Consider the following 23200-nt stretch of genomic DNA (forward strand, 5'->3'; position numbering starts at 1 on the left):
CCGCCGTACGTCCTGCCCCGCCCCGAGACGCCCGCCGAGACCACCACCCGGCTGCGCCCGATCCGTACCCGCCGCCCCGCCAGGACCGCGACCGCCGCGGCCTGTGTCGTGCTCGGGCTCGGACTGATCGGAGGCGCGGCCACCGGTGCCTGGCTCACCAGCGACTCCTCGGCCGACGCGACCGCCCACAGCACCTACACCGTGGGCCGCTCCGCCTGGCACAGCGTCCCCGTGGACACCCTCTTCCCCCGCACCCTGAACGGCGACGGAGCGGGCCCCGGCGGCGCCGACCGGGTCTGGACCCGGATCGCCGTCGCCCCGGACAGCGGCTGCCGGGCCGGCCTGGACCCGCTGCTGGCCCGGACCCTCGGACCGGTCGGCTGCGCACGCATGCTCCGCGCCACCTACACCGACGCCACCGCCAGCAGCGTCACCACGGTCGGCCTGATCTTCACCGAGGGCGACGAGGCGGCGATGAAGGCGCTGAGCACCCGCTTCACCGGCCAGCACCTCGGCCGGCGCACCGACCTGATGCCCCGCACCTACCCCGTCAAGGGCACGGCCGCCGCCGGATTCGGCGACCGCCAGCGCGCCAGCTGGACCGTCCGCGTACTGACCGACCTGCCCGTCGTCGCGTTCGCCGTGTCCGGCTTCGCCGACGGGCGCACCGTCACCGACCCGCAGCCCGTCGACAGGGCCATGGCCGCGAACGCCACGACGGCCGCCGCCCAGGCCGGGCTCGGCAACGAGGCCAAGGGCATCGCCGACCGGATCGAACGCGGTCTGCGCAGGACCGTCACCGACCTCACGGAGAAGCCGGAATGAGCCGCCGCACCCGCCGCCGCGCCCTGGGCGCGGTCTGCGCCGCCACCGCGTTCGCGCTCCTGCCCGCGACACCGGCCGGCGCCGACGCCATCCGGGACCAGCAGTGGGGCCTCCAGACACTCCACACCGACGAGGCGTGGCGGACCACCAAGGGCCGGGGCATCACCGTCGCCGTCGTCGACACCGGGGTCGACGGCAACCTGCCCGACCTGACCGGCCAAGTACTTCCCGGCAAGGACATGATCGGCTTCGGCGCCCGCCGCGGCGATCGCTCCTGGGCCCGCCACGGCACCGCGATGGCAGGCATCATCGCAGGCCACGGCCATGGAGCGGGACGTGACGACGGGGTGCTCGGCATCGCGCCCGAGGCGAAGATCCTCCCGGTCCGGGTGATCCTCGAAGCCTCCGACCCGTCCCGCGCCAAAGCCCGGGAGTCGCGCGGCACGGCCCTCGCCGACGGCATCCGCTGGGCCGCCGACCACGGCGCCGACGTCATCAACCTCTCGCTCGGCGACGACAGCAAGTCCGCGCACCCCGAGGCCGGCGAGGACGCCGCCATCCAGTACGCGCTGAAGAAGGGGGCCGTCGTCGTCGCCTCCGCGGGCAACGGCGGCGAGAAGGGCGACCACATCTCGTACCCCGCCGCCTACCCGGGCGTGATCGCGGTCGCCGCCGTCGACCGGTACGGCACCCACGCCGCGTTCTCCACCCGCCGCTGGTACGCCACGGTCAGCGCACCCGGGGTCGACATCGTCGTCGCCGCACCCGACCAGCAGTACTACGTGGAGTGGGGCACCTCCGCCGCCTCCGCGTTCGTCTCCGGCGCCGTCGCCCTGGTCCGCGCCGCGCACCCGGGGCTCTCGCCGGCCCAGATCAAGAAGCTCCTCGCGGACACGGCCCGCGGCGCCCCGGCGTCCGGCCGGGACGACGCCCGCGGCTACGGCATCGTCGACCCCGCCGCGGCCATCGAGGCCGGCGCCGCACTCCGCCCCGCCGGTCTGCGCGCCGAATCCACCGGGGCCGGCTACCGCAAGCGCTACTTCGGCGCCGGTCCCACCCCCGAGCACCACGAGAGCAGCCCCGCGGGCTGGCTCGCGGCCGGCGCGGGCGGCCTCGGAGCGGCACTGCTGGCCCTGGCCGTGGTGCTCTGGCGCGACAGGGGCCGCGGCCCGGCCTCCGTACGGGGCTGACCGCTCCCTGCGACAGGAGGCGCGGCGCCGGCCTCCGTACGGGCCGACCGCCCCGGCTCGCCGCGCCCCGGCTCACCGCGCTCCGGCGAGCACCCCCACCGCCGCTCTCGCCACCGCCTCGACCAGTGCGATCCCCGACTCCTTCGTCGGCTGCCCGTCCGAGAGCACCGCCACCAGACAGGTGCGCCCGCCGGCCCGGACCCGGCCGATGCTGTTGATGTCCCACAGTCCGGTCGTCGTCCGTGGCATCCAGCCGTTCTTCAGGGCCCAGCCGTCGCCCGCCGCCGACACCCCCCATCGCTGACCGGCCTCGACCCGCTCCATCAGCCTCCGCAGGTACGCACGGGACTCGGCGCTCAGCTCCGACTCCGTGCCGAACACCGCCCGCAACAGCGTCAGCCGGTCCGCTGCCGTGGTCCGGGTGAGCCCCCAGGCATGCGCCGCCGTCGTCCCGGTCAGGCCCAGCCGGGCATTGGCCGCGTCGAGCGCCGCCGGGCCGCCGATCTCCCGCAGCAGCACGGTGGCGCAGGCGTTGTCGCTCCGCTCGATCACGGCCGCGGCGCGCCCGCGCTCGAACGGGGTGAGCGCGCGCCCCTCGTCCTGGGCGGCCAGCAGCAGCGCCGCGACCAGATCCACCTTGACGACACTGGCGGTGTCGAACGAACCGTCCCCGTGGACCGCCCGCGCCCCGCTGCCGGTGTCCAGCACGGCGACCGACACCCGCACACCGTCCGCACCGGCCGTCAGCGGCTCCACCGCCGCGGTCAGCGCCACGTCGAGATCCACTTCCGGCTCCTCACCCTCAGTCGCCGTGACCCGGGCGGTCCGGCGGCCGGTACGGACGATACGGACCTGTCGACGGGACGGCGCGGCCCAGGCACTAGGCTCGCCCCGTGGCGCAGAAGAACATTCCGGACCCCGGATACTCCGACGACGACGGCACGGCCGACCCGGCACTGACGACGGCTCTGGCCGCCTGGGCCGAGGACCGGAAGGCCGTCGGCCCGGTACTCGAAGCCCTCAGGGGCGCCCGGCTCCTCGTCCCGGTCGTCGCCGTGCTGGGCGAGGTGGAGGAGGACGTCGAGGTGAGCCGGGCGTCCGGCAAGGGCGGCGACGGGGGACGGGTGGGCGGACTGCGCCGCGAGAAGACCAGCGACATGGCCGTGCCCACCCTCCGGGCCGGAGACCGCCGGGCCCTGCCCGCCTTCACCTCGACCGACTCACTGGCCCGCTGGGATCCGCAGGCCCGCCCCGTCGCCGTACCCCTGCACCAGGCGCTGCAGGCCGCCGCGCACGAGCAGGCGGACACGGTCGTCCTCGACCTCGCCGGCCCGGTCGCGTTCGAGCTGACCGGCTCCGCGCTGCTCGCCCTCGCCGAGGGCCGCACCAGCGCCGATCCGCTGGACGACCCCGCCGTCACCTCGGCGGTACGGAACGCGGTCGCCGCCGAACCCTCGGTGCTCCGGGCCCACCTCGGGCCGGGCCGGGCCGACGGCACCCTCGCCCTGGTACTCGCCGCCGGCACCGAGCCCGCCGAGGCGGCCCGCCGGGTCGCGGACGCACTGGCGGCCGACGAGGTCCTGCGTGCCCGTCTGGTGCGCGGCCTGGACCTGGCGCTGCTCCCGGCCGACGCCGCCGCCCCGGGCGAGCCGCTCTTCACGCGCTGATCGACCCGTACGCAGAAGAGTCCCCCGCCCGGACGTCGGGCAGGGGACTCTGCGGTTTCGGGGGAACGCGGAAAAGGGGGAGCGGCTCAGCCGAAGACGGGGCCGGTGTACTTCTCGCCGGGGCCCTTACCGGGCTCGTCCGGTACGAGCGACGCCTCGCGGAACGCGAGCTGCAGCGACTTCAGGCCGTCCCGCAGCGGTGCCGCGTGGAAGGAGCTGATCTCGGTGGCGCTGCCGTCCAGCAGGCCGGCCAGCGCGTGCACCAGCTTGCGGGCCTCGTCGAGGTCCTTGTGCTCGTCGCCGTCCTCGGTCAGCCCGAGCTTCACGGCGGCGGCGCTCATCAGATTGACCGCGACCGTGACGATCACCTCGACCGCGGGGACCTCCGCGATGTCGCGGGTCATGTCGTCGAAGCCGGGGGAATCACTGGTGGGGGTCGCGTCACTCATGGGCCATACGATAGGCCCACGCCGGAGCCTCCCCGTCCGCGGGAGCGGCGGGCGGGAGCCGGTTAGCGTCCGCCCGGGGGAGCTGCTAACCTTGTGTAACGACCGGCTGGGCAGCTATGTGCCCGGCCCACAAGTGGAGGCTCCGATCTCCCACCTGACCGTCCCCCGGGACGGCGGGTCATCCGGTCAGGCGGTGACCATCGTTCCGTACGGACGATGGGACCGCCCGATGCGCCCCGCGGTTGACCGCGGTGGTTCCGGTTGTTCCAGGAGCCCCGCCTGTGTCCCGTCCGGGGCATTTTTCTTGCCCTTGTGCGGTTGGTCCAACGAAACAGACGTTACGTGGCTGTCCGCCAGGCGGCCGCGTGGTGCTACCGAGGAGGATCCATCAGCGCCGAGCCCCGCATCAACGACCGGATTCGCGTTCCCGAGGTGCGACTTGTCGGTCCCAGCGGCGAGCAGGTCGGGATTGTTCCGCTTGCCAAGGCCCTGGAACTCGCACAGGAGTACGACCTCGACCTGGTCGAGGTGGCGGCGACCGCCCGTCCGCCCGTGTGCAAGCTCATGGACTACGGGAAGTTCAAGTACGAGTCGGCCATGAAGGCCCGTGAGGCGCGCAAGAACCAGGCGCACACGGTCATCAAGGAGATGAAGCTCCGGCCGAAGATCGACCCGCACGACTATGACACCAAGAAGGGTCACGTCGTCCGGTTCCTCAAGCAGGGCGACAAGGTCAAGATCACGATCATGTTCCGTGGTCGTGAGCAGTCCCGCCCCGAGCTGGGCTTCCGACTGCTCCAGCGTCTGGCTTCGGACGTGGAGGAACTCGGCTTCATCGAGTCCAACCCGAAGCAGGACGGCCGGAACATGATCATGGTTCTGGGCCCGCACAAGAAGAAGACCGAAGCCATGGCCGAGGCCCGTGAGGCTCAGGCCGCCCGCAAGGCGGAGCGTCAGGGTTCCACCCCCGACGCCGAGGCCGCGGACGAGGCTGCCGAAGCGCAGCCCGAGGCTCCGGCCGAGACACCTTCCGAGGCCTGACCTCCGGGGGCCGCCATCCAGGCGGCCCCGGGTCACCCCGGAATTCCCACCAAGATCTGACGCCCCTGCTGCCCGGTGCCCGCACCGCGAGGGGCGCCACTGACGAGGAGAGAACGGCGCGATGCCGAAGAACAAGACGCACAGCGGTGCCAGCAAGCGCTTCAAGATCACCGGCTCCGGCAAGGTGCTCCGTGAGCGCGCCGGCAAGCGCCACCTTCTTGAGCACAAGTCGTCCAAGAAGACCCGCTCGCTGACCGGCACGGTCGTAGTGGCTCCGTCCGACGCCAAGAAGATCAAGAAGCTTCTCGGCAAGTGAGTTCGCGGCCCGCGGTGAATCCGTGGGCGCCGAATTCGAGACCGGGACCAATTCGTTTCCGGGCTGGGTGAGTCGACACCGCGAACACCAGCCCCGCTACAAGGAGTTAAAAAGTGGCACGCGTCAAGCGGGCAGTAAACGCTCACAAGAAGCGCCGGGCAATCCTCGAGCAGGCCAGCGGTTACCGCGGCCAGCGCTCCCGCCTGTACCGCAAGGCGAAGGAGCAGGTCACCCACTCCCTCGTCTACAACTACAACGACCGCAAGAAGCGCAAGGGCGACTTCCGTCAGCTGTGGATCCAGCGCATCAACGCCGCTGCCCGCCAGAACGGCATGACGTACAACCGCCTCATCCAGGGTCTGAAGGCCGCCAACATCGAGGTGGACCGCAAGATCCTGGCCGAGCTCGCGGTCAACGACAGCAACGCGTTCGCCGCCCTCGTCGAGGTTGCCCAGAAGGCCCTCCCGAGCGACGTCAACGCCCCGAAGGCCGCCTGATCCAGGTCGCACTGTCTTCCGTTCCGGACCCGCAGGCGCTCGCCGTCTGCGGGTCCGGTGCGTTGCACGACACGTTCCGTACGTCCGCCACCTCCGTATGCAGAGAGGCTCGCCGCCGACCATGGGCACCCCCGAACTGATCTCCCCGCGATCGCCACGCGTCGCCGCCGCCCGGCGGCTGGCCAGGCGCAACTTCCGCGGCAAGGAGCGCAGGTTCATCGCCGAGGGGCCGCAGGCCGTGCGCGAGGCCGCCGGGCACCGCGGCAGCGACGGCGAGCCGACCCTGATCGAGCTGTTCGCCACCGTGGAGGCGGCCGAGCGGTACGCCGACATCGTCACCGCCGCCCACGCGGCCGGCGCCCGGGTGCACCTCGCCGACGGCGAGGTGCTCGCCGATGTGTCGCAGACCGTCACCCCGCAGGGCCTGATCGGCGTCTGCCGCTTCCTCGACTCCCCGTTCGACGCGATCCTCGCCGCTAAGCCGAAGCTGGTCGCCGTCCTCGCCCACGTGCGCGACCCCGGGAACGCCGGGACGGTGCTGCGCTGCGCCGACGCGGCGGGCGCCGACGCCGTCGTGCTCACCGACGCGTCGGTGGACCTCTACAACCCCAAGTCGGTCCGGGCGTCGGTCGGTTCGCTCTTCCATCTGCCGGTCGCGGTGGGCGTCCCGGTCGAGCAGGCCGTGCAGGGGCTGCGGGCGGCCGGGGTACGGATCCTCGCCGCCGACGGCGCGGGCGACGACGACCTCGACGACGAACTCGACGCGGGCACCATGGGCGGGCCGACCGCCTGGGTGTTCGGCAACGAGGCCTGGGGCCTGCCGGAGGAGACCCGGGCACTGGCCGACGCCGTGGTGCGGGTGCCCATCCACGGCAAGGCGGAGAGCCTCAACCTCGCGACGGCGGCAGCCGTATGCCTGTACGCCTCCGCGAGGGCCCAGCGCCCGCGGTGACATCGCAGGGTGTCGCCGGGTCACCGACGACTAGTAGGGTGGCGAACTCGGGGGCCCACTGCACCGGTTCGAGAGGTGGGGTACGGGATATGGCTGTCGGCATGAGCAGGCCGCGCGAGACACATACGGCCGTCGTGCGCGCCTGCGAACCCGCCGCCGGGGCGGGCGACGCGGCCGAGAATCCGGAGCCCGGAGTCTTCGACATGGGGATCGATCCCGACCATCTGCCCGACGGCCTGGCCGTCGCCGACGAGACCGGCCGGATCATCTGCTTCAACGCCGCGGCCACCCGGATCACCGCGGTGCCCAGGGCCGCCGCCCTCGGCCGCGCCCTGGAGCACGTACTGCCGCTGGAGGACCTCAAGGGCCGCCGCTGGTGGGAGCTGACCGACCCCTACGACGGCCTCGCCACCCGGGTCGGCCAGCCCGAGCGCAATCTGCTGCTGCCCGGCGGCCGGGAGGTCCTGGTCTCCGCCCGCTACGTGCGCGAGCACCCGACCGGGCCGGTGCGGCGGGTGGTGGTCTCGCTGCGCGGCACCGAGGCCCGCCGCCGCAACGAACGCAGCCACGCCGAGCTGATCGCCACGGTCGCCCACGAGCTGCGCTCCCCGCTGACCTCGGTCAAGGGCTTCACCGCGACGCTCCTGGCCAAGTGGGAGCGGTTCACCGACGACCAGAAGCGCCTGATGCTGGAGACGGTCGACGCCGACGCCGGCCGTGTCACCCGGCTCATCGCCGAGCTGCTCGACATCTCCCGGATCGACTCCGGACGCCTGGAGCTGCGGCGCCAGCCCGTGGACCTCTCCGCCGCCGTCGAACGGCACGTCCAGGCCCTCACCGCGACCGGCCAGGACCCCGACCGCTTCCTCGTCCGTACCTGCCAGCCGCTGCCCGCGGTCTGGGCCGACCCCGACAAGGTCGACCAGGTGCTCGGCAACCTGCTGGAAAACGCGGTGCGCCACGGCGAGGGAACCGTCACCATCGAAGTCGCACCCGCACCCGCGAGCGACGAGAAGGGAACGGCGGTCACCGTGAGCGACGAAGGCCCCGGCATTCCCGAGGAGTCGATGGGCCGTGTCTTCACCCGCTTCTGGCGGGGGAGCAAGCGCGGCGGTACGGGCCTGGGCCTCTACATCGTCAAGGGCATCGTCGAGGCGCACGGCGGCACGATCACGGTCGGCCGCGGCCCCGGCGGCGGCGCGGAGTTCCGATTTATCCTGCCCGTGAGCACGCCGGCCTACCTGGTCTGAGCGGCCCGCGGGCCTCCCACACATCCTGTGGCCCTTAGACTCGACCTTTGGCACCTTTGCGTCCTCCAGTCGTCGATCGGGGCCATGGGGGTCCGGGGCCTTCCCCGGTAAGCGCAGTATCAGCCAATCGGAAGCACGGGAAGAGATGTCGGCACCGAACAAGTCGTACGACCCAGTCGAGGTCGAGGCACTGAAACCGGAAGAGATCGAGCGCATGCGGGACGAGGCGTTCGCCGCCTTCGCCGCCGCCGGTGACCTCGACGCGCTCGCCCAGGCGAAGACCGCGCACACCGGGGGCACCTCGCCGCTGTCGCTCGCCAACCGCGAGATCGGCGCACTGCCGCCGCAGGCCAAGGCCGAGGCGGGCAAGCGCGTGGGCCAGGCCCGCGGCGCGGTCTCCAAGGCCCTCGCCGCCCGTCAGGCGGAGCTGGAGGCGGAGCGGGACGCCCGCGTGCTGGTCGAGGAGGCGGTGGACGTCACGCTGCCCTACGACCGCACCCCGGCCGGCGCCCGCCACCCGCTGACGACCATCATGGAGCGCGTCGCGGACGTCTTCGTGGCCATGGGCTACGAGGTCGCCGAGGGCCCCGAGGTCGAGGCGGAGTGGTTCAACTTCGACGCCCTGAACTTCGTGCCCGACCACCCGGCCCGGCAGATGCAGGACACCTTCTTCGTCCAGGGCCCCGACGGCGCCAGGAACGACGAGTCCGGGGTCGTGCTGCGCACCCACACCTCGCCGGTCCAGGCCCGCTCCCTGCTCGACCGGGAGCCCCCGGTCTACGTCGTGTGCCCCGGCCGCGTCTACCGCACCGACGAGCTCGACGCGACGCACACCCCGGTCTTCCACCAGATCGAGCTGCTGGCCGTCGACGAGGGCCTCACCATGGCCGACCTCAAGGGCACCCTCGACCACATGGTCCAGGCGCTCTTCGGCCCGGACATGAAGACCCGGCTGCGGCCGAACTTCTTCCCGTTCACCGAGCCGTCCGCCGAGATGGACATGGTCTGCTACGTCTGCCGCGGCGCCTCCGTCGGCAACCCGGACCGCCCCTGCCGCACCTGCGGCAGCGAGGGCTGGATCGAGCTCGGCGGCTGCGGCATGGTCAACCCCAAGGTGCTCATCGCCTGCGGCGTCGACCCCCAGAAGTACAGCGGATTCGCCTTCGGGTTCGGCATCGAGCGGATGCTGATGTTCCGCCACAACGTAGAAGACATGCGAGACATGGTCGAGGGTGACGTCCGGTTCACCCGGCCGTTCGGGATGGAGATCTGATGCGCGTCCCGCTTTCCTGGCTGCGGGAGTACGTCGACCTGCCGGCGACGGAGACCGGCCGTGACGTACAGGCCAAGCTCGTCGCCGTGGGTCTGGAGGTCGAGACCGTCGAGCAGATCGGCGCCGGCCTCAAGGGCCCGCTGGTCGTCGGACAGGTACTGACCATCGAGGAGCTGGAGGGCTTCAAGAAGCCCATCCGCTTCTGCACGGTCGACGTCGGCAGCGCCAACGGCACCGGCGAGCCGCAGGAGATCGTCTGCGGCGCCCGCAACTTCTCCGTCGGCGACAAGGTCGTCGTGGTCCTCCCGGGCGCCGTGCTGCCCGGTGACTTCGCGATCGCCGCCCGCAAGACGTACGGCAAGACCTCGCACGGCATGATCTGCTCCACCGACGAGCTCGGCATGGGCGACGACGGCACGCACGGCATCATCGTGCTGCCGCCCGAGCACGAGGTCGGCACCGACGCGATCGAGCTGCTCCAGCTCGTCGACGAGGTGCTGGACATCGCCGTCACGCCGGACCGGGGCTACTGCCTCTCCATGCGCGGCGTCGCCCGCGAGACCGCCATCGCGTACGGGCTGCCGCTGCGCGACCCGGCGCTGCTGGACGTGCCCGCGCCGAACGCGTACGGCTACCCGGTCAAGGTCGCCGACCCGATCGGCTGCGACCGGTTCACCGCGCGCACCGTCGTCGGTCTCCAGCCCGAGGCCCGCTCCCCGATCTGGCTCCGGCGCCGGCTGCAGAAGGCCGGGATGCGCCCGATCTCGCTCGCCGTCGACATCACCAACTACGTGATGCTGGAACTCGGCCAGCCGCTGCACGCCTACGACCGCACCCGCATCGACGGGCCGATCGGGGTGCGCCGCGCCCAGCAGGGCGAGAAGCTCACCACCCTCGACGGAACGGTCCGCGTCCTGGACGCCGAGGACCTGGTCATCACCGACAACCGTGGGCCGATCGGCCTCGCGGGCGTCATGGGCGGTGCCAACACCGAGATCGCGGACGTCCAGGACGGTGAGCACCGCAGCACCGAGGTCGTCATCGAGGCCGCGCACTTCGACGCGATCTCGATCGCCCGGACCGCGCGCCGCCACAAGCTGTCCTCCGAGGCGTCCAAGCGCTTCGAGCGCGGCTCGGACCCACAGGCCGCCGCTGCCGCCGCGCAGCGCACCGTCGACCTGCTGGTGCTGCTCGCCGGCGGCACCGCCGAGGCCGGGGTCACCGAGGTCAGCGCCCCGTCCGCGCCCCGCACCATCGCGATGCCCGCGAACCACCCCGACAAGGTGGCCGGCGTCGACTACGGGCGCGAGACCGTCGTGCGCCGCCTCCAGGAGGTCGGCTGCGACGTCTACGGGCAGGACGAGCTGATCGTCACCGTGCCGTCCTGGCGCCCTGACCTCGGCGAGCCGAACGACCTCGCCGAAGAGGTCATCCGGCTGGAGGGCTACGAGAACCTCCCGTCGACCCTCCCCACCCCGCCGTCGGGCCGCGGGCTCACCGACCGCCAGCGGCTGCACCGCCGGGTCGGCCGGGCGCTCGCCGGAGCCGGCTACGTCGAGGCGCTGAACTACCCGTTCATCGGCGACGCCGTCCTCGACCAGCTCGGGTTCGGCGCCGACGACGCCCGCCGCCGTACCGTCAAGCTCGTCAACCCGCTCTCCGACGAGGAGCCGGCGCTGCGCACCACGCTGCTGCCGGGCCTGCTCGGCGCACTGCGGCGCAACGACGGACGCGGCAGCCACGACCTCGCGCTCTTCGAGACCGGCCTGGTCTTCCGGCCCACGGGCACGGAGACCAAGGCCGTACGGCTGCCCGTCGACTGCCGGCCCACCGCGGAGGAGATCGCCGGGCTCGACGCCTCGCTGCCGCGTCAGCCGCGCCGCGCCGCGGTCGTCCTCGCGGGCGCCCGCGAGCAGGCCGGCTGGTGGGGCAGGGGCCGCCCGGCCGACTGGGCGGACGCGGTCGAGGCCGCCCGCACGATCGCCCACGAGGCCGGTGTCGAGGTGACCGTGCGCGCCGACCAGCACGCGCCCTGGCACCCGGGCCGCTGCGCCGCGCTGTACGTCATGGTGAACGGCGAGGAGACGCTCTTCGGGCACGCGGGCGAACTCCACCCGCGGGTGGTCAAGGCGCTCCACCTGCCTGAGCGGACCTGCGCCGCCGAGGTCGAGCTCGACGTCCTGGAGCAGGCCGTCGACGGCGCGCTCCAGGCGCCCCGGATCTCCACCTTCCCGGTGGCGACCCAGGACGTCGCGCTGATCGTCGCGGAGAACGTCCCGGCCGCCGACGTGGAGCGGGCGCTGCGCGAAGGCGCGGGCGAACTCCTCGAATCGGTGCGGCTGTTCGACGTCTTCACCGGTGAGCAGATCGGTGCGGGCCGCAAGTCCCTGGCGTACGCGCTGCGCTTCCGCGCGGCGGACCGCACGCTGACGGTGGACGAGGCCTCGGCCGCGCGCGACGCGGCGGTGGCCCTGGCCGCCGAGCGGACGGGCGCGGTGCTGCGGGGCGCGTAGCGTTCCGCACGGACACGGCGAGGAGGGGCGCATCCGGTCATCGGAGCCCCCCCTCCTGCCATGCTCGCCGAACGGCGTGGACCGCACGCGGGCCCCGGCGCGGCCCGGGGGAACCCGGCTCCGAGCCGATCCCGCAGCCACCCTCCGATCCGTGGGCAGTGGGCCGTGCGGTCCGGCGCCGTCCGCGCTGCCTCGGAGCGTCGGGCAGGTCGGCGGCGCGGACGGCGCGGTTGCGGGTCGTCGTACTGTACGAGGGGGAGCAGACGACCCGTCCGCCTCTTGCGAGACGACTGATTCAACCGATCCGCGCGCCGGCGCAACAGGGTGCGCAGCGGGACGGTTCGGGCATTGCGTTCACACCCCGTGTGAATCGTGCTCCACTGGTGCGACACGCCTCGGCGTGCCGAACCACCGGAGGGGCACATGGGGGCAACGGAGCCCAACATTCTGCTGGCTGCCCTGATCGAGGAGGCGGGCGTCTCCCGGGCGGGCCTCGCCGCGCACATCAACCGGGCCGGCCGCCCCCGCGGACTGCGACTGCGGTACGAACACACCGCCGTGGCCCGCTGGCTGAAGGGGCAGCGCCCGCGCGGCCAGGTGCCCGACCTGATCTGCGAGGTGCTCGGCAACCGGCTGAGCAGGCCCGTCTCGCTGGAAGACATCGGCATGGCGGCCCCGGGCACCGGCTCTCCCGTACCCGGCTCCCCGCTCACCGGCTTCGTGGAGCGGGCCACCGCGCTGTGGCGCTCGGACGAGGCGCAGCGCCCGCAAGCCCTCGCCCCGGCCGCCGTCACGGGCACCACGGCGGTGATGCCGGTATGGGAGTGGGAGAACCCGCCGGAGGACGCCGATGTCTCCCGCGACGGGGCGACCCGTGTCTCCATGGCCGACATAGTGACCCTGCGCGCGGCCCGCACCCACTACGAACTGATGTACCGCCGGGCGGGTGGAATCGCGACCCGGTCCCGCGTCGTCGGCTTCCTCAACGCCGAGGCCGCCCCGTTGCTGCGTGGCGGCTACAGCGACGCGATGGGCCGCCGGCTGTACCGGGCGGCCGGCGGGCTGGTGGCGGTCGCGGGGATCTGCGCGTACGACTCCGACGCGCACGGGCTCGCCCAGCGCTACTTCCACCAGGCGCTGCGGCTGGCCAAGGCGAGCGGGGACCGGGGGCTCGGCGGCTATGTGATCGCCCTGCTGGTCAACCAGTCGCTCCTCCTCGCCGACTACCGCCAGTCCGTGGCCTTCGCCCAGGCGGCGCTGCGGGCCGCCACCGGACACATCAGCCCGGCGCTCGCCGCCGATCTGTACGCGATGCAGGCCAAGGCGTACGCCCGTCTCGGCGACGCGAGCGGCGCCCGCGAGTGCATCCGGCGCGCCGAGTCGGAGGCCGGGCGCATCCTGCCGGGCCGGGAACCGGACGAGACGGGCTACGTGCAGCCGGGACTGGTCGATGTGCAGGTGGCCGAGGCGCTGCTCGGCATCGGCGATCTGCCGGGGGCCCGGGAGCACGCGGCGAAGGCGGTGCGGATCCCGGCGCACGACCGGGGCCGGGTGCACCGGCTGGCCATGCTGACCCATGTCGAACTGCGTCAGGGGGAGGCGGACCGGGCGGCGGCCACCGCGGTGGAGATGGCGGAGCGGGCCGGGGGCATGGAGTCGCGGCGGCTGCGTGACCGGCTGCGCGCCGTGCGCGAGGACCTGGTCGCGAGCGGCTGCGCGGATGCGGGGCGGGCCGCCGAACTGATCGACGGGGCGTTGCGCGTACCGCTGTGAGCGCGGAGCGGGGGATACCGGTACGTTCCCTTCCGGTCCTGCTCCTGCTGCGATGTTGCCACCTACTTGTCGGAAGGTGGCAAAACCGTGCAATGGACGAACCTGAACGAACAAACTGTGTATGAGAACCGCTGGTTCCGGGTCAATCTGGCGGACGTCGTCATCCCCGACGGACGCCATCTCGACCACTACCTCATCCGGCTGCGCCCCGTCGCGGCTGCCACCGCGGTCAACGAGGCCGACGAGGTGCTGCTGCTCTGGCGGCACCGGTTCATCACGGACAGCTGGGGCTGGGAGCTCGCCGCGGGCGTCGTGGAGGACGGCGAGGACAACGAGGCCGCCGCCGCCCGGGAGATGGAGGAGGAGACCGGCTGGCGCCCCGGTCCGCTGCGCCCGCTGCTGACCGTGGAGCCGTCGAACGGCCTCATCGACGCCCGGCACCACCTCTACTGGTCCGACCGGGCCGACTGGACCGGCACGCCCAGCGACGCCTTCGAGTCCTCGCGCCGCGAGTGGATACCGCTCAAGCTGGTGCCCGGCCTGATCCTGCGCGGCGAGATCCCGGCCGCGGGCATGGCCGCCGGACTGATGATGCTGCGCCACTTACGGCTGGGTTGAGCACCGCACGACCGCGTACGGGGCCGGTCCGGGGATTGCCCGGCCCGGCCCCGTACGGGCGCGGAGGAAGGATCAGGAGTACGGGTAGAAACCCGAGCCCGTCTTGCGGCCGAGCCTGCCCGCGTCCACCATGCGCTGGAGCAGCGGGGGAGCGGCGTACAGCGGCTCCTTGAACTCCGCGTACATCGAGTCGGCGACCGAGGCCACCGTGTCGAGACCGATCAGGTCGGAGAGCTTGAGCGGGCCCATCGGGTGGGCGCAGCCGAGCTCCATGCCGTTGTCGATGTCCTCACGGCTGGCGATCCCCGACTCGAACATCCGGATCGCGGAGAGCAGATACGGGATCAGCAGCGCGTTGACGACGAAGCCGGAGCGGTCCTGGGCGCGGATCGGGTGCTTGCCCAGCACTTCCTGGACCAGGGCCTCGGCCCGCTTGACCGTCTCGTCGGACGTCGTCAGGGCGGGGATCAGCTCGACGAGCTTCTGCACCGGGGCCGGGTTGAAGAAGTGGATGCCGATGACCTGGTCCGGGCGGGAGGTCGCCACGGCCAGCTTCACCAGCGGGATGGAGGAGGTGTTCGAGGCGAGGATCGCGTCCTGCCGGGTCACCACCTGGTCGAGCACCTGGAAGATCTCGGTCTTGACCTGCTCGTTCTCCACGACGGCCTCGATGACGAGATCGCGGTCGGCGAATTCGCCCAGGTCGGTGGTGAAGCTCAGCCGGGCGAGTGTCTCGTCGCGCTCCTCCGGAGTGATCTTGCCGCGGTCGGCGGCCTTCGAGAGGGAGTTGTGCAGCCGGGTGCGGCCGATCTCCAACGCCTCGCCGGTGGTCTCGGCCACCATGACCTCAAGACCGCTGCGGGCGCACACCTCCGCGATGCCCGCGCCCATCTGGCCACAGCCCACCACTCCGACGCGTGCAATGTCGGCCATAGAGTCCGTCACCTCGTGCCTTTCGCTGTTCTGCGTGTCGCAGGTTCCCGTCTGATACCGGTGCCCGCCCCGACCCCCCGACGTTACTCCGCGCCTTACGGGTCATCGTGGGCCGGGGCGGGCATGCTCTGCGTTACGCCTGAATACAGGGGCGACGGATCGTTGACAACGATGACAGAGAGACGGCAGGTGCAGCGAAATGCGGCAAATGGCCCGAAGAAGCTTTGTGGCGGGAGCGGCCGGGGTGGTCGCGGGGATGGTGAGCACCGTCACCCTGGCCGGTGACGCCTTCGCAGGTCCTTCCCGGCGGACCGGTGCGCCGGAGCACTCCCGCCACCGCCATGTCGTCCGGCGCGAGCTGCGCGGAATGTGGGTCGCCACCGTCGCCAATCTGGACTGGCCCTCGGCGCCCGGCCTGAGCGCTGCCGCCCAGGAGGCCGAGCTGATCGCCTACCTCGACGAGGCCGTGGACCGGCGGCTGAACACCGTCGTCCTCCAGGTCCGGCCGACCGCCGACGCGCTGTGGCCCTCGCCCTACGAACCGTGGGCCCAGTACCTCACCGGCGTCCAGGGCAAGGACCCCGGCTGGGATCCGCTGGGCACCGCCGTCCGCGAGGCACACCGCCGCGGACTGGAGCTGCACGCCTGGTTCAACCCGTACCGGGTCGCCAACCACACCGACCCGTCCCGGCTGGCCGCCACCCACCCGGCCCGGCTGCACCCCGACTGGGTCCTGCCGTACGGCGGGAAGCTCTACTACAACCCCGGGATTCCGGAGGTCCGCAGCTTCGTCCAGGACGCGATGCTCGATGCGGTCCGCCGCTACGACATCGACGCCGTGCACTGGGACGACTACTTCTACCCGTACCCGGTGGCCGGGCAGGTCTTCGACGACGACGCCACGTACCGCAAGTACGGCGCGGGTTTCCCGGACAAGGCCGCCTGGCGGCGCGACAACACCGACAAGCTGGTGCGCGAGACCTCCGAGCGGATCAAGAAGATCAAGAAGAACGTCCAGTTCGGGATCAGCCCGTTCGGGGTGTGGCGCAACGCCTCCACCGATCCGCTCGGCTCCGACACCAGGGCGGGCGTGCAGACCTACGACGATCTGTACGCCGACACCCGCGGCTGGATCAGGAAGGGCTGGATCGACTACATCTGCCCGCAGATCTACTGGAACATCGGCTTCGCCGCCGCCGACTACGCCAAGCTGCTGCCGTGGTGGAGCGAGGTGGTGCGCGGCACGGAGGTCGACCTGTTCGTGGGGGAGGCGCTGTACAAGGCCGGTGACCCGGCCCAGCCCGCCGCCTGGCAGGACCCGGCCGAACTCTCCCGGCACATCGACCTCGCCGCCCGGTACGACCAGGTGCGCGGCCATGTGTACTTCTCCGGGAAGGACGTGGTCAGGGACCGGATCGGGGCCATGGACCGGGTGGTGGGCGACCACTACCGCAGCAGGGTGCGCCCACCCCGCTGACCGAACGGGGTGGACGCGACGGGTGATCGGGCCGGGCCGCCGGGAACGGACCGGCCCGGCCCGGTACCGGGAGCGAGGAGCGGTGCCGGCCGCCGGAGGCCGCTACGGAGTCTCCGGGGCCTGCTTCCGGGTGCCGGTGTGCTGTACGACGCTGTCGGGACCGGGTGAAATCAGGTGTTCGTGTCCGTCCTCGAAGCGGACGCGGTACGGGGGAGTGCCCCCGGCCCCGAGCACTTCGACGATCTCTGCGACCTTGTCGTGCTGTCCCACGGTCCTGCCGTGCATCAGCAGCCGGTCGCCCGCGTGTGCCTCCATCGGGACTGACCTCCTCACGGGTGACGGTCCATGTCGACAAGTCTATGACCGAAAGCCGGCTTTGCCCGGTGGGGAGGACGGGGCGTTCACCGCGTACGCCGCTCACGCCCCGTCCGCTGGGTGGCCGCGATGCAGACGAGCACCGCGATCGCGGCCGCCGGCGCCGCCGCCGGGACCGTCTCGTCGAGCAGCAGGAACGACCACAGCAGGGTCAGCAGCGGCTGCGCGAGCTGGAGCTGGCTGGCCCGCGGCACCCCGATCTCCGCCATCCCCCGGTACCAGACGTACAGCCCGAGGAACGCCGAACCGGCCGCCACCCAGACCAGGCCGATCACCCCGTGAGCGGTCAGCCGCACCGGCTCGGCCGACAACGCGAGCGCCGTCCCCGCCACCGAGAGCGGCAGACAGAGCACCAGCGACCAGGCAGCCACCTGCCAGCCCGGCAGGACCCGGGCCAGCCTGCCCCCCTCCGTGTAGCCCGCCGCGCACGTCAGCAGCGCGCCGAACAGATACAGATCGGCGCCGGACAGCTCGCCCCCGCTCTGCTGCGCGGTGAACGCGATCACCACGGCCGCGCCGGCCAGTGCCGCGATCCAGAAGGCGCGCGACGGCCGCGCTCCGGTCCGCAGCGAGGAGAACACCGCGGTGGTCAGCGGCAGCAGGCCCACGACCACGGCCGCGTGCGAGGTCGTCGAGGTCTGCAGCGCCAGCGTGGTCAGCAGCGGGAAGCCGATCACCCCGCCCGCGGCGACCACGGCCAGCCCGGCCCAGTGCCGGCGGTCCGGCGGCGCGACGCGTCCCAGGAGCAGCGCCCCGCCCGCGATCACCGCGCCGAGCAGGGTACGCAGCGCCACCAGGGACCAGGGGCCGAAGCTCTCCAGGCCCCAGGCGGTGGCGGGAAAGGTCAGCGAGAAGGCGAAGACGCCGAGCCCGGCGAGCACGAGGCCGCCGCGGTGCGACCCACGGCCGGCGGCGGCGTTGCTGTCGGTGCTGGTGCTGGTGCTGGTGCTGGTGCTGGTGCTGGTGTGATCGACGGTGTCGTTACTGGCGCCGGGACGGGCGCCGGACGACCGGCCGAGTGCTATCGAGTTGTCATCGATAGCGCTACTCTCTGCTCTCATGAACGAGCGTAGCAGTGTCGCCGACCTGGTCGGATCCCTCCGGGTCGAACTGAACCGCTACTCACCGGGTGGAAAGCTGCCGTCCAGTCGGGCCCTGGTGGAGCGCTTCCGGGTCAGCCCCGTCACCGTCTCCCGGGCCGTCGCCCAGCTCGTCGCCGAGGGGCTCGTGGTCACCAGGCCCGGCTCCGGAGCCTTCCGGGCGCAGCCCCGCACCGATGTGTCCCCGCCGGGCGACACCTCCTGGCAGGAGGTGTCCCTCAGCGGCGACGGCGGGCCGGAGGCGGTGCCGCGCACCGTCGACGCCTCCGGGGTCCTGGTCACGCTCGCCGCACCGCCGCCCGGAGTCATCGAGCTGAACGGTGGCTACCTCCACTCCTCGCTGCAGCCGGAGCGGGCGCTCGCCGCCGCCCTAGCCCGGGCCGGCCGCCGCCCCGGCGCCTGGGACCGGCCGCCCACCGACGGCCTGACCGAACTGCGGGCCTGGTTCGCCCGCGAGATCGGGCCCGCGCTCGGCGCCGCCGACGTACTGATCACCGCGGGTGGCCAGAGCGCCCTGGCCACCGCGCTGCGCGCACTCGCCCCGCCCGGCGCCCCGCTCCTGGTCGAGTCACCCACCTACCCGGGCATGCTGGCGGTCGCCCGCGCCGCCGGACTGCGGCCCGTGCCGGTGCCCATGGACGCCGACGGCGTACGGCCGGAGCTGCTCGAAGCGGCGTTCCGGGCCACCGGCGCCCGCGTCTTCGTCTGCCAGCCGCTCTTCCAGAACCCGACCGGCGCGGTCCTGGCCCCCGAACGGCGCGCCGAGGTGGTCCGGATCGCCCGCGCGGCGGGCGCCTTCGTCGTCGAGGACGACTTCGCGCGCCGGCTCGTCCACGACGACGCCGGCCCGCTGCCCGCCCCCCTGGCCGCCGACGACCCGGACGGGGTGGTCGTCCATGTCTGCTCCCTGACCAAGATCGCCTCGCCGAGCCTGCGGGTGGGGGCGCTGGCCGCCCGCGGGCCGGTGCTGGGCCGGCTGCGCGCCATCCAGATCGTCGACAGCTTCTTCGTCCCCCGCCCGCTCCAGGAGGCGGCGCTCGAACTCGTCGGCTCCCCGGCGTGGGGCCACCACCTGCGTTCCGTGTCGACCGCTCTGCGCGACCGGCGCACCGCCATGACGACGGCCCTGAGCCTGGAACTGCCCGGTCTCACGCTTCCGCACCTCCCCGCCGGCGGCGGCAGCCTCTGGCTGCGCCTGCCCGAGGCGGAGGCCGGCACGGACGAGTCCGCGGTGGTCTCGGCGGCCCTGCGCGCGGGCGTCGCCATCGCGCCCGGCCGCCCCTACTTCTGCGCCGAACCCCCGTCCCCGCAGATCCGGTTGAGCTTTGCCGCGGCCGCCGGGGCGGCCGAGATCGCCGAGGGGATCCGCCGGCTGCGCACCGCCTGCGAGGAGGTACTGACCGGTTCCGGCGGCGGCCCGCGACCCTGACCCGGCAGACCCGGGTGTCCCATGAGAAGGGCGCTTTTGGCCAATCGGGGGCGGGGGTGGTGGGATCCGCCTCGTTCCGGACCGGGCCGTACGGACTTGCGGAGGCCCTCTTGACCGGAAGGGTGTTCGGATCCACGATCACCGCCATGACTTCCAGAGTCTCGTTGGTCGCCGCGGCTCGCAGCTCCGCCCTGCTCGCCGAGCGCTTCGACGACGACCGGCCGCTCGACCACACCGGTCTGTACGAGATCGGGCTCGCCGCGCCCGCCCTCATGCCGCTGGGCGCAGCCGAGCTGCGCTACTGCTCGCCGACCCCGCGCAGCCGTGCCACCGGCGACGCGCTGGGCTTCGCCCCGCTCGTCCAACCGGCCCTGCGCGACTGCGACATGGGCCGCTGGCGGGGCTGTACCCTCGCCGACGTCACGGCGTGCGAACCCGCGGCGGTCGATGCCTGGCTGGCCGATCCGCGCTCCGCCCCGCACGGTGGCGAGCCGCTGCTCGCCTTCATCTCGCGGATAGGGGGCTGGCTGGACACCCGCCCCGTGTGCGAGGGCGCCATCGTCGCCGTCGCCGAACCGGCGGTCGTCCGGGCCGCCCTCGTCTACGCGCTCAAGGCCCCGCCGTCGGCGTACTGGAGCGTGGACGTCGGGCCGCTCTCCACGGTCACGCTGACCGGCGTGCCGGGCCGCTGGAGTCTCAGGCTCGAAGCGGGAGTCCGCTGACCGTTCACCGGGACGGCCGGCGCACCGCCGACGGGGCGGGAAGCCCTGGTCGGCGCACGGTTCACGGCCGGGGACTGCCCGCTCCGTGCGCGGTGCCCACGTCGGCCGCAGTCCTCTCGCCCTCGAAGCCCCGGCCGCCGGGCACTGGCCGGAATTCGCCCTGGCGGTCGGGGGAGCCGGATGCCGGCCGCCGTTGTGCGGCGGCCGGCACCGCACCGCTCAGCCGTTCTCCGGCGGGGCGGCGATCAGGCTGAGGGCCTCGGCGATGCCCGCCTCGGCGGCCGCCTTGTCGATGCCGAGACCGGTCAGCACCCCCGTACCGTCCTCCTGTTCCAGCAGCGCGAGCAGGATGTGCTCGGTGCCGATGTAGTTGTGGCCCATCCGGAGCGCCTCGCGGAACGTCAGCTCCAGCGCCTTGCGGGCCCCGGCGTCGTACGGAACGAGCTCCGGCAGCTCGCCGGTCGCGGCCGGCGGCAGCGCCTCGGTCGCGGCCCCGCGGACGGCCTCCAGGGTGATGCCCTGGGCCTTGACGAAGGCGGCCGCCAGCCCTTCCGGTTCGCTGAGCAGCCCCAGTACCAGGTGCTGGGTGCCCACCTCGTCGTTGTGTGCGGAGCGGGCCTCGTTCTGCGCGGCCATCACCACGTTCTTGGCGCGCGGGGTGAAGCGGCTGAACCCCTGGCTGGGGTCGAGATCCGACACCTCGCCGGGGTCCTTGGCCACGAACCGCTTCTGGGCGGCCTGCCTGGTCACCCCCATGCTCTTGCCGATGTCGGTCCAGGAGGCACCGGAGCGCCGGGCCTGGTCCACGAAGTGTCCGATCAGGTGGTCGGCCACGTCACCGAGGTGGTCCGCGGCGATCACCGCGTCGGAGAGCTGGTCGAGGGCGTCGGTGTGAACCTTCTTGATGGCCTCGATCAGTTCGTCGAGGCGCACGGGATGCGTCGGGCGTACGGGATTCTCCATGTGTCAACCGTAGGTTGACAGTCTCCAGGTGTCAACTGCCGGTTGACGGTCGGGGGTGCGCTCCGGTCGCGGGGCTCAGTGCGAGGAGTTGCAGAAGACGCATGCCTCCCCGTACTCCGGCACGCACAGGAGGCGGTGCCGCACGCACGACGCCATGGCGGCCTCCTCCGGGCCGGGAAAAGGCGGGTTGCCGCCGTTGCGGAGCCCGGCGTCGGCGGGGTCGAACGCCTCGACCATCTCGCGGTACTGCCGCAGATACTCCTCGGCGAACGGCGGCTCGTAGCCCAGCTCGTCCCACCGGTGCCTGCGCAGCGCCAGATCGAGCACCCGCAGGACGAAACCCTTCGCCGCCGCCTGCTCGCCCGGTGAGCGGCCCCAGTCGATGTCCTCCAGGTCGAATCCGACCGCTCCGCGCCCCATGACGCCCTGGTCCTGCAGGGCCAGCAGGGTGGCGAAGCGGTACTCCCAGGCACTGTCGGCGAGATCGGACACGGCCAGTACGAGCACGTCGACGAAGACCGCCGTGCCGCCGTTGGACAGGGACAGGGTGCGGCCCCCGCCGTGGAATGTGTTCCCCATCCCGGCACCGTACCGAGCGGAGCCGGCGTCGCCCGGCCGCCGGTACGACGGAGCGCGCCGCCCGGCGGGACTGCCGGGGGGGGCGCCGCGCTCGATCCAGCTGCTGTGCGTGCGGGTCAGAGAACGCCGCTGTCCGCGATGGTGATCTTCGCCTGCGGGCGGCCGCTCTGCGTGCCGAGGGCCTCGATCTTCTTGACCAGGTCCATGCCGGCCTCGTCGTCGACCTCACCGAACACCACGTGCTTGCCGTCCAGCCACGACGTCACGATCGTCGTGATGAAGAACTGCGAGCCGTTGGAGTCGGGGCCGCTGTTGGCCATGGACAGCTGGCCCGGCTTGGTGTGCTTCAGCTTGAAGTTCTCGTCCGGGAACTTGGCGCCGTAGATGCTCTTGCCGCCGGTGCCGTTGCCCGCGGTGAAGTCGCCGCCCTGGAGCATGAACTCGGGGATGATGCGGTGGAACGAGGACCCCTTGTAACCGAAGCCCTTCTCACCGGTCGCCAGCGCGCGGAAGTTCTCCGCGGTCTTGGGAACGATGTCGTCGAACAGCTTGAACGTGATCCGCCCGGCGGGCTCGTCGTTGATGGTGATGTCGAAGTAAACCTTGCTCGTCATGGAACCATCCTGACATCGACGCGTTCGGGACCGACGGGCGGGCACGGTCACGGCCCGGCGGAAGGACGGTGCCGTGACCCGCCCCGGGTCTCCGGGACGCCTCGTGAGTGCCCACCGCCGCCCCGGCCGTTCGCCACTCGCAAGGCGTCGAACAGGTCAGCGGTAGAGCGTCCACTGCTGGGAGTTGCCACCGGTGCACTTGACGAGCGTGACGTGGGCGATGCTCCCCGAGCCCTCGCCGAGGCAGGTCTTGGTCACGTTGTTGATCAGCTCGAAGCCCGCGGCGGTGGCGTACGCCTTCCACAGGGCCGCCGGGTCACTGGACGAACAGGGCTTCATCGTCGCCTGACCGTTGCGGGCCACCAGGCACAGCCTGTCGCCCGCGTTCTGCCGCATCTCGGAGAGCCGGCCGATGGCGTCGTTCATCAGCCAGGTCTGGTACGCGCCCTCGTTGCAGCCTGTCGCGTAGGGCCCGTAGTCGGCCCGGAAGTCCAGGCAGTCGAGCGTGGCCACGTTCTGCAGGTGGTAGTGGACCGGCGACGCGTTCGCCGGTGCGGTACCCAGTCCCCAGCTCAGCACGACGGCCGCACCCGTGGCGGCAAACTTCTTCATCGACGTCGACTCCTCGGCTCGTTCCGGCATGG

General features: G+C 72.5%; 24 protein-coding genes. 15 read left to right on the top strand and 9 right to left on the bottom strand.

Annotated features, from left to right (window positions below):
• Positions 1-12: 12 nt before the first annotated feature.
• Positions 13-825, top strand: coding sequence for a hypothetical protein (locus AADR41_RS02815; protein WP_342279876.1), 813 nt, complete (start codon positions 13-15; stop codon positions 823-825).
• On the top strand, positions 822-2015 hold the full coding sequence (gene mycP, locus AADR41_RS02820; protein ID WP_342279768.1) for a type VII secretion-associated serine protease mycosin: 1194 nt from the start codon (positions 822-824) through the stop codon (positions 2013-2015). The genes AADR41_RS02815 and mycP overlap by 4 nt, the downstream gene beginning before the upstream one ends.
• Before the next feature lie 72 nt (positions 2016-2087).
• Here the strand turns inward: mycP and AADR41_RS02825 are convergent, their stop codons facing one another.
• Positions 2088-2801, bottom strand: coding sequence for a serine hydrolase (locus AADR41_RS02825; RefSeq protein WP_342279769.1), 714 nt, complete (start codon positions 2799-2801; stop codon positions 2088-2090).
• 107 nt (positions 2802-2908) lie between these two features.
• Between AADR41_RS02825 and AADR41_RS02830 the strand changes: the two genes are divergently transcribed.
• Positions 2909-3682: an SseB family protein gene (locus AADR41_RS02830; RefSeq protein WP_342279770.1), complete on the top strand. Its 774-nt coding sequence runs from the start codon at positions 2909-2911 to the stop codon at positions 3680-3682.
• Between the two features lie 86 nt (positions 3683-3768).
• Here AADR41_RS02830 and AADR41_RS02835 read toward each other — a convergent pair whose 3' ends face one another.
• Entirely contained in the window at positions 3769-4131 is a 363-nt protein-coding gene (locus AADR41_RS02835; RefSeq protein ID WP_342279771.1) for a DUF1844 domain-containing protein, read from the bottom strand.
• A gap of 342 nt (positions 4132-4473) precedes the next feature.
• On the opposite strand from AADR41_RS02835, the gene infC reads away from it, so the two are divergent.
• The 9 genes from infC to AADR41_RS02880 all read left to right on the top strand — a co-directional run bounded on the left by infC (position 4474) and on the right by AADR41_RS02880 (position 14364).
• Positions 4474-5172, top strand: coding sequence for a translation initiation factor IF-3 (gene infC / locus AADR41_RS02840; RefSeq protein ID WP_329200305.1), 699 nt, complete (start codon positions 4474-4476; stop codon positions 5170-5172).
• A gap of 121 nt (positions 5173-5293) precedes the next feature.
• Positions 5294-5488, top strand: coding sequence for a 50S ribosomal protein L35 (gene rpmI, locus AADR41_RS02845; protein WP_072484441.1), 195 nt, complete (start codon positions 5294-5296; stop codon positions 5486-5488).
• Between the two features lie 113 nt (positions 5489-5601).
• Positions 5602-5985 (top strand): 50S ribosomal protein L20, encoded by a 384-nt coding sequence (gene rplT / locus AADR41_RS02850; protein ID WP_072484442.1) that lies wholly within the window; start codon positions 5602-5604, stop codon positions 5983-5985.
• Between the two features lie 121 nt (positions 5986-6106).
• Entirely contained in the window at positions 6107-6937 is an 831-nt protein-coding gene (locus AADR41_RS02855) for a TrmH family RNA methyltransferase (protein ID WP_342279772.1), read from the top strand.
• Between the two features lie 89 nt (positions 6938-7026).
• A complete protein-coding gene (locus AADR41_RS02860) occupies positions 7027-8187 on the top strand; it encodes a sensor histidine kinase (protein ID WP_342279773.1) in 1161 nt (386 codons plus the stop codon).
• A gap of 145 nt (positions 8188-8332) precedes the next feature.
• A complete protein-coding gene (gene pheS, locus AADR41_RS02865; RefSeq protein ID WP_326764629.1) occupies positions 8333-9460 on the top strand; it encodes a phenylalanine--tRNA ligase subunit alpha in 1128 nt (375 codons plus the stop codon).
• Positions 9460-11973 (top strand): phenylalanine--tRNA ligase subunit beta, encoded by a 2514-nt coding sequence (pheT, locus tag AADR41_RS02870; protein WP_342279774.1) that lies wholly within the window; start codon positions 9460-9462, stop codon positions 11971-11973. Before pheS ends, pheT begins: the two co-directional genes overlap by 1 nt.
• Before the next feature lie 423 nt (positions 11974-12396).
• Positions 12397-13746 carry a transcriptional regulator gene (locus AADR41_RS02875; protein WP_342279775.1) on the top strand — a complete coding sequence of 450 codons (1350 nt, stop codon included), beginning with the start codon at positions 12397-12399 and terminating at the stop codon, positions 13744-13746.
• Positions 13747-13833: 87 nt separating this feature from the next.
• Positions 13834-14364 carry an NUDIX domain-containing protein gene (locus AADR41_RS02880; protein ID WP_342279776.1) on the top strand — a complete coding sequence of 177 codons (531 nt, stop codon included), beginning with the start codon at positions 13834-13836 and terminating at the stop codon, positions 14362-14364.
• A gap of 72 nt (positions 14365-14436) precedes the next feature.
• Here the strand turns inward: AADR41_RS02880 and AADR41_RS02885 are convergent, their stop codons facing one another.
• A complete protein-coding gene (locus tag AADR41_RS02885) occupies positions 14437-15297 on the bottom strand; it encodes a 3-hydroxybutyryl-CoA dehydrogenase (protein ID WP_342279777.1) in 861 nt (286 codons plus the stop codon).
• A gap of 199 nt (positions 15298-15496) precedes the next feature.
• On the opposite strand from AADR41_RS02885, the gene AADR41_RS02890 reads away from it, so the two are divergent.
• Positions 15497-16774 carry a glycoside hydrolase family 10 protein gene (locus tag AADR41_RS02890; RefSeq protein ID WP_342279778.1) on the top strand — a complete coding sequence of 426 codons (1278 nt, stop codon included), beginning with the start codon at positions 15497-15499 and terminating at the stop codon, positions 16772-16774.
• A gap of 102 nt (positions 16775-16876) precedes the next feature.
• Here the strand turns inward: AADR41_RS02890 and AADR41_RS02895 are convergent, their stop codons facing one another.
• Together AADR41_RS02895 and AADR41_RS02900 are read right to left on the bottom strand one after the other, a co-directional pair.
• Positions 16877-17089, bottom strand: coding sequence for a DUF1918 domain-containing protein (locus AADR41_RS02895; RefSeq protein WP_342279779.1), 213 nt, complete (start codon positions 17087-17089; stop codon positions 16877-16879).
• An 86-nt stretch (positions 17090-17175) separates the two neighbouring features.
• Positions 17176-18210, bottom strand: a complete 1035-nt coding sequence (locus AADR41_RS02900) for a DMT family transporter (protein WP_342279780.1) — start codon at positions 18208-18210, stop codon at positions 17176-17178.
• On the opposite strand from AADR41_RS02900, the gene AADR41_RS02905 reads away from it, so the two are divergent.
• Together AADR41_RS02905 and AADR41_RS02910 are read left to right on the top strand one after the other, a co-directional pair.
• On the top strand, positions 18209-19678 hold the full coding sequence (locus tag AADR41_RS02905) for an aminotransferase-like domain-containing protein (protein WP_342279782.1): 1470 nt from the start codon (positions 18209-18211) through the stop codon (positions 19676-19678). The genes AADR41_RS02900 and AADR41_RS02905 overlap by 2 nt on opposite strands.
• Before the next feature lie 146 nt (positions 19679-19824).
• The gene (locus AADR41_RS02910) at positions 19825-20400 is read left to right on the top strand and encodes a histidine phosphatase family protein (RefSeq protein ID WP_342279783.1); all 576 of its coding nucleotides are present in this window, start codon (positions 19825-19827) and stop codon (positions 20398-20400) included.
• 219 nt (positions 20401-20619) lie between these two features.
• Here the strand turns inward: AADR41_RS02910 and AADR41_RS02915 are convergent, their stop codons facing one another.
• The 4 genes from AADR41_RS02915 to AADR41_RS02930 all read right to left on the bottom strand — a co-directional run bounded on the left by AADR41_RS02915 (position 20620) and on the right by AADR41_RS02930 (position 23168).
• Entirely contained in the window at positions 20620-21363 is a 744-nt protein-coding gene (locus AADR41_RS02915; RefSeq protein WP_342279784.1) for a Clp protease N-terminal domain-containing protein, read from the bottom strand.
• 75 nt (positions 21364-21438) lie between these two features.
• Complete coding sequence (locus AADR41_RS02920) at positions 21439-21942, bottom strand: hypothetical protein (protein ID WP_342279785.1); 504 nt, start codon at positions 21940-21942, stop codon at positions 21439-21441.
• A gap of 116 nt (positions 21943-22058) precedes the next feature.
• On the bottom strand, positions 22059-22556 hold the full coding sequence (locus tag AADR41_RS02925; protein ID WP_342279786.1) for a peptidylprolyl isomerase: 498 nt from the start codon (positions 22554-22556) through the stop codon (positions 22059-22061).
• A gap of 156 nt (positions 22557-22712) precedes the next feature.
• Positions 22713-23168, bottom strand: coding sequence for an RICIN domain-containing protein (locus AADR41_RS02930; protein ID WP_342279787.1), 456 nt, complete (start codon positions 23166-23168; stop codon positions 22713-22715).
• Positions 23169-23200: the final 32 nt, after the last annotated feature.

The sequence above is a fragment of the Streptomyces sp. CLV115 genome, from assembly GCF_038448545.1.
Taxonomy (GTDB): Bacteria; Actinomycetota; Actinomycetes; order Streptomycetales; family Streptomycetaceae; genus Streptomyces; species Streptomyces sanglieri.

What these genes read in the sequence shown, in the direction of transcription:
- AADR41_RS02910 (WP_342279783.1), top strand. Translation starts at nt 19,825, where the DNA reads ATGACTTCCAGAGTCTCGTTGGTCGCCGCGGCTCGCAGCTCCGCCCTG.
- AADR41_RS02875 (WP_342279775.1), top strand. Translation starts at nt 12,397, where the DNA reads ATGGGGGCAACGGAGCCCAACATTCTGCTGGCTGCCCTGATCGAGGAG.
- AADR41_RS02835 (WP_342279771.1), bottom strand. Translation starts at nt 4,131, where the DNA reads ATGAGTGACGCGACCCCCACCAGTGATTCCCCCGGCTTCGACGACATG.
- AADR41_RS02905 (WP_342279782.1), top strand. Translation starts at nt 18,209, where the DNA reads ATGAACGAGCGTAGCAGTGTCGCCGACCTGGTCGGATCCCTCCGGGTC.
- mycP (WP_342279768.1), top strand. Translation starts at nt 822, where the DNA reads ATGAGCCGCCGCACCCGCCGCCGCGCCCTGGGCGCGGTCTGCGCCGCC.
- AADR41_RS02900 (WP_342279780.1), bottom strand. Translation starts at nt 18,210, where the DNA reads ATGAGAGCAGAGAGTAGCGCTATCGATGACAACTCGATAGCACTCGGC.
- AADR41_RS02860 (WP_342279773.1), top strand. Translation starts at nt 7,027, where the DNA reads ATGGCTGTCGGCATGAGCAGGCCGCGCGAGACACATACGGCCGTCGTG.
- AADR41_RS02895 (WP_342279779.1), bottom strand. Translation starts at nt 17,089, where the DNA reads ATGGAGGCACACGCGGGCGACCGGCTGCTGATGCACGGCAGGACCGTG.
- AADR41_RS02925 (WP_342279786.1), bottom strand. Translation starts at nt 22,556, where the DNA reads ATGACGAGCAAGGTTTACTTCGACATCACCATCAACGACGAGCCCGCC.
- AADR41_RS02920 (WP_342279785.1), bottom strand. Translation starts at nt 21,942, where the DNA reads ATGGGGAACACATTCCACGGCGGGGGCCGCACCCTGTCCCTGTCCAAC.
- AADR41_RS02885 (WP_342279777.1), bottom strand. Translation starts at nt 15,297, where the DNA reads ATGGCCGACATTGCACGCGTCGGAGTGGTGGGCTGTGGCCAGATGGGC.
- AADR41_RS02930 (WP_342279787.1), bottom strand. Translation starts at nt 23,168, where the DNA reads ATGAAGAAGTTTGCCGCCACGGGTGCGGCCGTCGTGCTGAGCTGGGGA.
- pheT (WP_342279774.1), top strand. Translation starts at nt 9,460, where the DNA reads ATGCGCGTCCCGCTTTCCTGGCTGCGGGAGTACGTCGACCTGCCGGCG.
- pheS (WP_326764629.1), top strand. Translation starts at nt 8,333, where the DNA reads ATGTCGGCACCGAACAAGTCGTACGACCCAGTCGAGGTCGAGGCACTG.
- rpmI (WP_072484441.1), top strand. Translation starts at nt 5,294, where the DNA reads ATGCCGAAGAACAAGACGCACAGCGGTGCCAGCAAGCGCTTCAAGATC.
- AADR41_RS02915 (WP_342279784.1), bottom strand. Translation starts at nt 21,363, where the DNA reads ATGGAGAATCCCGTACGCCCGACGCATCCCGTGCGCCTCGACGAACTG.
- AADR41_RS02855 (WP_342279772.1), top strand. Translation starts at nt 6,107, where the DNA reads ATGGGCACCCCCGAACTGATCTCCCCGCGATCGCCACGCGTCGCCGCC.
- AADR41_RS02890 (WP_342279778.1), top strand. Translation starts at nt 15,497, where the DNA reads ATGCGGCAAATGGCCCGAAGAAGCTTTGTGGCGGGAGCGGCCGGGGTG.